Source organism: Streptomyces sp. CNQ085 (genome assembly GCF_022614595.1).
Classification (GTDB): domain Bacteria; phylum Actinomycetota; class Actinomycetes; order Streptomycetales; family Streptomycetaceae; genus Streptomyces.
Map to the genome: position 1 here is coordinate 21,028 of NZ_JAJFAU010000038.1, position 6,797 is coordinate 27,824.

Here is a 6,797-nt window from a genome sequence, read left to right on the forward strand (position 1 = left end):
GAGAAGGAGAGACCCAGTGGACACCACAGCCAGCGGGCCCGACCTGCTGAAGCAGCTGCCGCCCCCTCTGTCCGCCGAGCAGATCGTCGCGCTCAACCAGCCCAAGGCCGACCTGCACACCACGCGCGACTACGAGTGGAACGGGTGGACCTTCGAGGTGCCTCCGGGTGTCTTCCTGCCGGGCTGGACCAGCCGGATGATCCACGAACGGTTGCTGGACGGCCGGATCGAGGTGCGCGGCCGCCGGTACGGGGCCATGGGGGCCGGACTCGGCGTCGAGGCCGTGGCCGCCGGGGTACGCGGGGCCCGGGAGATCTACGCGATCGACGTCCACCCCGAGAGCGTGGCCGCCACCGCCCGCCACTACGAGCGTCTGGTGGGCCGGCGCGAGGGAACCGCCCTCATACCCGTGGTGGGGGACGTGTTCGGTGGTCTGCCCGAAGGAGTCCAGCTGGACGTCGTCACCTTCAACCCGCCCGCGGTCAGCCAGACCGTCAGCGACGACCCCGACATCGTGCGCAACGTCTGTGTGGGCGCGCCCCTGCTGGCGAAGTTCTTCACGCAGATCAACGAGAGGGATCTGCTGGCACCCGGCGGGGAGGTGTTCGTCATCGTCTCCAACACCGCCGACCTGCACACCATCATCCAGCACGCGCTGGACCAGGGGTTCACTCCGGAGATCGACCACCTGCACGACTGGCAGGACGGCGTCCTCACCTTCCTTTTCCGGCTGACCCGCGGGGGCCGGGCATGAGCACGCGGCCGTCCACCCCCCGTCCCGGCACCGTCGACGAACTGCTGACCTCCGTTCTGGCGGGCGAGCTGGGGCCCCGTCCCTCGGAACTGACGGCCACGAGTGTCTTCTGGATCCACCACGGGACCCGGCTCGCCGGAGGTGACACCACCTACCTCAACCAGTACGTCCTGGTGCGCCTGGGAAGCTCCTTCGGCGCCTGCGCCTTCGAGGCCGGGGAGATCGACTCCTCGGTCTGCCGGGACGCGTCGGGCAGCCCGCTGGACGCGCTGCTGCGCGATGCGCACCGCCCGCTGCGCATAGCCGCCCTCGACGCGTACCTCGCCGAGGCCCGGCCCCACCGGCAGGCGGCACACGCCGAACCGGTGACGCTGCCGGCCGGCGCCCCCGAGGTGCGGGCCCGTGCCCGGGACGCGGCCATCGCCGGACTGCTGGACATCGAGGACGGCGCCAAGGTCGCGCTGATCGGCGTCGTCAACCCCCTGATCGCGGCGATCCGCGAACGCGGCGGCGATCCGCTGCCGTGCGACCTCAACCTGCGCACGACGCAGTGGGGCGATCCGGTGACCGATGACATGGAGGAGGTGCTCGCCGCCGCCGACGCCGTGGTCGCCACCGGCATGACGCTCAGCAACGGGACCTTCGACACGATTCTGGCGCGCTGCCGCGACCGGGGGGTGCCGCTCGTCGTCTACGCCCAGACCGGCAGCGCGGTGGCACGGGCCTTCCTGGGGACCGGGGTGACCGCGCTGTCCGCGGAGCCCTTCCCCTTCTCACAGTTCAGCGCCGACCCCACCGCCCTGTACCGCTACCGGGCGAAGAGCGGCTCGTGACGGTGGCCGCCACACGGGCCGTGTCCGGTACCGGTACCGCTGGTACCGGTACCGGACACGCCTCCTGCCACCACGGCGAGATACTGCAAGGCGTCTTCCTCGACTCCCGCGGGCGGCACTGCTCCGGCCTGGTCACCCTGCCCATGGCCGGCCTGGGTACGCGAGCGGAGTTCACCCGCCGCCCGGGTACCGCGCCCGAGGACATCTCGGTGACCCCGGACGACCGCACCAAGGCCCTGCGCGCGGCGGTCCTCGCCGTACGGGAGTGCGCCGCACTACTGCGGGAACCGGTGTGCGGCGGGCAGCTGCGTCTGAGCGGCGACATTCCCGTGGGCCTGGGAATGGGTTCCTCCAGCAGCGACGTCACCGCCGCCGTACGCGCGGTCGCGGACTCCTTCGGTCTGCGGCTGCCGCCCGAGGCGATCGCGCGTCTTTCGGTGCGGGCCGAGCAGGCGTCCGACCCACTGATGCTCGACGGCCGGCCACTGCTGTTCGCCCAGCGGGAGGGACGCGTGCTGGAGGTGCTCGGCGACGCGCTGCCTCCCGTGGTCGTCGTGGGCTGCGCCCTGGGCGGCGGCAGACCGGTGGACACCCTCTCCCTCCCGGCGCAGACGTACGGCGACGAGGACCTGCGCGCCTACGAACGTCTGCGGTCCCTGCTGCGGCGGGCGGTCGGCGAGGCGGACCCCGCGCTCCTGGGCCGGGTCGCCACCGCCAGCGCCCGACGCGCCCAGCACATCCTCCGGCACCAGGAGTTCGGCGCCCTCCTGGAGATCACCGAACACGTCGGGGCCGTGGGCCTGCAGATCGCCCACAGCGGCAATGTGGCCGGAGTGCTCTTCGACCCCGCCTCCCCCGGCCTGGAGCGCCGGCTGCGGCGCTGCGCGCAGGCGCTCGAGGACGGCGGTATCCCGGTCACCCGTACCTTCACGACCTTCACCACCAGCGAGGAGTTCATGAATGGACGAGCACATAGCGGAAGCGGTAGGCCGACCGGACCTGATACGTCTGGACGACGGACTCGTCTGTCTGCGTTTTGAGACCATGAAGGTCGTCTCCGCGCTGGCGGCGGTACGGCACCTGCTCGAAACCGGCGTCGTACGGCGCGGCGACACCCTCCTGGACAGCTCCAGCGGCATCTACGCCTACGCCCTGGCCCTCGCCTGCCACCGCTACGGCATGCGCTGTCACATCGTCGGCTCCACGACCGTCGACCACGTGCTGCGCACCCAACTCGCCGTACTGGGAGCCCACCTGGAGCAGATGGGTCCGAGCGACGACCTGAAGCTCGACCAGAAGCGCAGGGTGGAGCGCATCCAGGAGATCCTGCGCGAGCACCCCGACTACCACTGGATGCGCCAGTACCACGACGACATCCACTACCTCGGCTACCGGGCCGTGGCCGAACGCGTCGGACGGGAGACCGGCACCGACAGCCTCACCGTCGTCGGCGGAGTGGGGTCGGGGGCCTCCACCGGGGCTCTCGCCCGGTACCTGCGGGAGAGATCCCCCGGTGTCCGGCTCGTCGGTGTCCAGCCCTTCGGCAGCGTCACCTTCAGCAGCGAGCACGTCGCCGATCCGGAGATCATCATCGCCGGGATCGGCAGTTCCATCCCCTTCGCGAACGTCACGCACACCCTGTACGACACCATCCACTGGGTCGCCTTCGACGCCGCTCTCGCGGGCAGCATCGACCTGCTGCGCCGGCACGCGGTCTTCGCCGGCCTGTCCACCGGGGCCGGCTACCTGGCCGCCCGCTGGGAGAGGGACCGCGCCCCGGGGGGGACCGTCCTGTTCATCGCCGCGGACACCGGCCACCGGTACGCGGACTCGGTTTTCGCCCGGCACCGGGAGGCGCCGCGCGTCGAGGACCTCGCCCCCCGCACCGTGACGACGGTGGACGACCTCGCTCTTCCCTGGTCACGTATGGACTGGAACCGTTCGCCCGCCCCCGCGACCGCCGCCGTGCGGTAACCGGGGCCGCCCGCGGCCGGGGCTACCGGTGCACACGGCCTCGTCCTCCGCACGACGCCCGTGCCGACGCGCCCGCCCGACCCCGGGACGGGCGGCCTCCGCCCGTCCCACACCCGTTCCACCGCACACGCCCGCCCCTCCGCGGACGGCGCGGTCCTCCCGCCGCCCGCCGTCACGTTCGCCCCCGTTCCGGCCGACCGCCCCGCCGTGTGCGACGACACAACGGTCGCCCGCGAGGCGCGCCCCCACAGGGACATTCCCTGTGGGGGCGCGCCTCGGCCCCGTGCTTACACGGCCGGTGTCACCCGCCGGTGGATCTCCCCCGGCGTCCTCGTGTCAGCCCTCGAGGGAACGCAGGTAGTCCGCGAACCTCTCCAGGCCGTCGATGTTGCGCGGTCCGCTGATCCCCTCGTTGAAGTCGAGGATGAAGAAGTTGTCCTTCTCGACGGCGGGAAGCCTGCTGGTGCGGGGCGACTCCTTCAGGAAGTCGATCTTCTCCTGGGCGGGCTGGTCGCCGTAGTCGAGGATGATGACGACCTCGGGCTCGGCCTCCGTGACGGCCTCCCAGCTCACCTGGGTCCACCGCTGGTCCAGATCGTCGAAGATGTTCCTGCCGCCCGCCGCCTTGATGATGTCGTTGGGCGGGACCTGGCTGCCGGCGGTGAACGGCTGGTCCGTGCCGGAGTCGTAGAGGAAGACCGGCACCCGGTCGCCCTCGGGCGCCTTCGCGGCCACGGCCTCCACCCGCTTCTTCATACCGGCCACGACCTCCGCCGCCTTGTCCTCCACACCGAAGATCTTCCCCAGGCGCTCCAGGTCGCTGTAGAGGGCCTTGAACGGGGTGACCCTTTCCGGGTGTCCGGGGTAGTTGAAGCAGCTCTCGGTGTGCATGAAGCTCTGGATGCCGAGCTTGTCCAGGATCTCCGGGGTGATGCCCCGCTGGTCGCTGAAGCCCGAGTTCCAGCCCGCCACCACGAAGTCGGCCTTGGCGTCGACGACGAGTTCCTTGTTGAGCAGGTCGTCGCTGAGCATCTTCACCTTGGCGTACTCGGCCGCCCACGGCGACTCGGTCACGGGCGGGTTCGCCGGCGGCAGCACATAGCCCAGGACGTGGTCGGTCAGACCGAGACTGAAAAGCTTGTCGGCGCTGCCGCCCTCGTAGGCGACGGCCCGCTCGGGGGTCGTGTACTCCACCGGCTCACCGCACCTGTTGACGGTGACCTTCTCCGATTCCGCGGACTTGGCGTCCGCGTCGACCTCGGCGCCGCATCCGCTGAGCAGCAGTGCGGCCGTGAGGGCGGATCCGAGGGCGGCGCGCCTGCGCGCGGCGGTCGAGGGGCGGGCTACGGGCATGGTGTGGCACTTCCGTTCAGTGGAGAGGGGGACAGCGAGTACAGCAGTTGCGGGTCACCGGTCAGCGGGTGCGCGACGACGCTGGCGCGGACGCCGAACACGTCGCGGACCAGTTCCGCGGTCAGGACGTCGTGAGGGGTGCCGGCGGCCACCAGGCGTCCCCCGGAGAGGACAGCGAGCCGGTCGCACGCGGCGGCGGCGAGATTGAGGTCGTGCAGAACGACCAGAACGGTGAGTCCCGAGCCGCGCAGCAGGGACAGCAGTTCGACCTGGTGGCGTACGTCGAGGTGGTTGGTCGGCTCGTCCAGGACCAGGACGCGGGGCTCCTGGACGAGGGCACGGGCGACCAGGACACGCTGCCGCTCACCGCCCGACAGGGTGAGGATGCCCCGCCGGGCGAGGTGGAGGACGTCCATCCGCTCCATCGCCCGCTCGCACAGCTCCCTCTCCCGGCGGCTGAGCGCCTGGTTGCCCTGGATGTGGGGGGTGCGCCCGAGTGCGACGACCTCCTCCACGGTGAAGTCGAGTTCCACGGCCCCGTCCTGGGTCAGCGCCGCGATGAGCTGCGCGCTGCGTCGCATCGTCAGGCGGGACAGGTCCTCGCCGCCCACCCGCACGGCGCCGGAGCTGGGCCGCAGCGCGCGGTACACGCACCTGAGCGCGGTGGACTTCCCGCTCCCGTTGGGACCGACCAGGCCCGTGACCCGCCCGTCCGCCGCCTCCAGGGACAGGTCCCGCACCAGGGCCCTGCCGTCCGTCACCACCGAGAGCCCGTCGAGTTCGAGATCCATCTCAGCGTCCTCCGAACATGTAGGCCCTACGGCGCATCAGGACGATGAACACCGGGACTCCGACGAGGGCGGTGATGACTCCCAGGGGGAGTTCACGCGGGGCCACCAGGGTCCGGGAGACCAGGTCGACCCAGACCATGAAGACCGCGCCGGCCAGGGGGGCGACGGCCAGGACCCGGGTGTGGGTGGAGCCGGCCGCCATGCGGACCAGGTGGGGCATGACCAGCCCGACGAAGCCGATGGCACCGCTGGTGGCGACCATCGCACCGGTGACGAGCGACACGATCACGAGAAGGTACCTGCGGTGCCGGTCCGGATCGACGCCGAGGCTCGCGGCGGTCTCGTCGCCGAGGGCCATGACGTCCAGCACGCGGCTGCGCCGGTACAGCAGGAGCACGCCGAACAGCACGGCCCCCGTGACCGCCGGAAGCGCCCCCCAGGTCGCCGCCCCGAAGCTGCCCATCGTCCAGTACAGGACCATACCGGTGGCCTCGCTGCTGGGAACCAGGTAGATGATCACGCTCATCACGGCCTGGAACCCGAGCGACATGGCCACTCCCGTCAGGACGAGGCGCAGCGGGGACAGACCGCCGCCGCCGGACGACGCGGCGTACACCAGCAGGGAGGCCACCAGAGCGCCCGCGAAGGCTCCGGCGGACATCGCGTAGACGCCCAGCGCCGCCAGCCCGCCCGTGACCGTGACGGCGACCGCGCCCACGGAAGCGCCCGAGGAGACGCCCAGGACGAAGGGGTCGGCCAGGGCGTTGCGCACCATGGCCTGAATGGCCACGCCGACGGCGCTCAGCCCCGCTCCCACCAGCGCCGCCAGCAGCACGCGCGGGGTACGGATCTGCCAGATGATCTGATACGTGGTCACCTCGTCCGCGGCGATGCTGCCACCGCTGAGCGCGGCCCACAGGTACCGGGCGGTGTCACCCGGCGTGACCACGGCGGAACCCGTCCCGATGGCCAGGAGGACGGACACGGCGAGAAGGAGCGACAGGGAGACGCACGTCAGCGCCACGCCCGTACGGGAGCCGAGCCGGCCGGCCGGCCCCGCCGGAGGCTCGGGCTGCTTCGCGTCGACCGACG

At 71.6% G+C, this 6,797-nt stretch carries 7 protein-coding genes; 4 read left to right on the forward strand and 3 right to left on the reverse strand.

Annotation, left to right across the window (positions count from 1 at the left end; translation table 11 throughout):
• The first annotated feature begins 16 nt into the window (after positions 1-16).
• From LJ221_RS09575 to LJ221_RS09590, 4 genes are read left to right on the forward strand one after another with little or no spacing between them, the layout of a single operon-like run.
• A complete protein-coding gene (locus LJ221_RS09575; RefSeq protein ID WP_241715391.1) occupies positions 17-754 on the forward strand; it encodes a methyltransferase in 738 nt (245 codons plus the stop codon).
• Positions 751-1,587, forward strand: a complete 837-nt coding sequence (locus LJ221_RS09580; protein WP_241715393.1) for a Rossmann-like domain-containing protein — start codon at positions 751-753, stop codon at positions 1,585-1,587. The genes LJ221_RS09575 and LJ221_RS09580 overlap by 4 nt, the downstream gene beginning before the upstream one ends.
• Positions 1,588-1,607: 20 nt before the next feature.
• Positions 1,608-2,627 carry a GHMP kinase gene (locus tag LJ221_RS09585; RefSeq protein WP_241715394.1) on the forward strand — a complete coding sequence of 340 codons (1,020 nt, stop codon included), beginning with the start codon at positions 1,608-1,610 and terminating at the stop codon, positions 2,625-2,627.
• Positions 2,548-3,561, forward strand: coding sequence for a pyridoxal-phosphate dependent enzyme (locus tag LJ221_RS09590; protein ID WP_241715396.1), 1,014 nt, complete (start codon positions 2,548-2,550; stop codon positions 3,559-3,561). The genes LJ221_RS09585 and LJ221_RS09590 overlap by 80 nt, the downstream gene beginning before the upstream one ends.
• Before the next feature lie 336 nt (positions 3,562-3,897).
• Here the strand turns inward: LJ221_RS09590 and LJ221_RS09595 are convergent, their stop codons facing one another.
• Genes LJ221_RS09595 through LJ221_RS09605 form a run of 3 tightly spaced genes read right to left on the reverse strand, consistent with a single transcriptional unit; the run spans position 3,898 to position 6,729 of the window.
• Positions 3,898-4,914 (reverse strand): ABC transporter substrate-binding protein, encoded by a 1,017-nt coding sequence (locus tag LJ221_RS09595; RefSeq protein ID WP_241715398.1) that lies wholly within the window; start codon positions 4,912-4,914, stop codon positions 3,898-3,900.
• Complete coding sequence (locus tag LJ221_RS09600) at positions 4,905-5,705, reverse strand: ABC transporter ATP-binding protein (protein ID WP_241715400.1); 801 nt, start codon at positions 5,703-5,705, stop codon at positions 4,905-4,907. The genes LJ221_RS09595 and LJ221_RS09600 overlap by 10 nt, the downstream gene beginning before the upstream one ends.
• A gap of 1 nt (position 5,706) precedes the next feature.
• Complete coding sequence (locus tag LJ221_RS09605) at positions 5,707-6,729, reverse strand: FecCD family ABC transporter permease (RefSeq protein ID WP_374228414.1); 1,023 nt, start codon at positions 6,727-6,729, stop codon at positions 5,707-5,709.
• Positions 6,730-6,797 lie beyond the last annotated feature (68 nt).

Bases quoted from the DNA above. Each gene is read 5' to 3' on its own strand.
- LJ221_RS09580 (WP_241715393.1), top strand. From the start codon at position 751: ATGAGCACGCGGCCGTCCACCCCCCGTCCCGGCACCGTCGACGAACTG.
- LJ221_RS09590 (WP_241715396.1), top strand. From the start codon at position 2,548: ATGGACGAGCACATAGCGGAAGCGGTAGGCCGACCGGACCTGATACGT.
- LJ221_RS09595 (WP_241715398.1), bottom strand. From the start codon at position 4,914: ATGCCCGTAGCCCGCCCCTCGACCGCCGCGCGCAGGCGCGCCGCCCTC.
- LJ221_RS09600 (WP_241715400.1), bottom strand. From the start codon at position 5,705: ATGGATCTCGAACTCGACGGGCTCTCGGTGGTGACGGACGGCAGGGCC.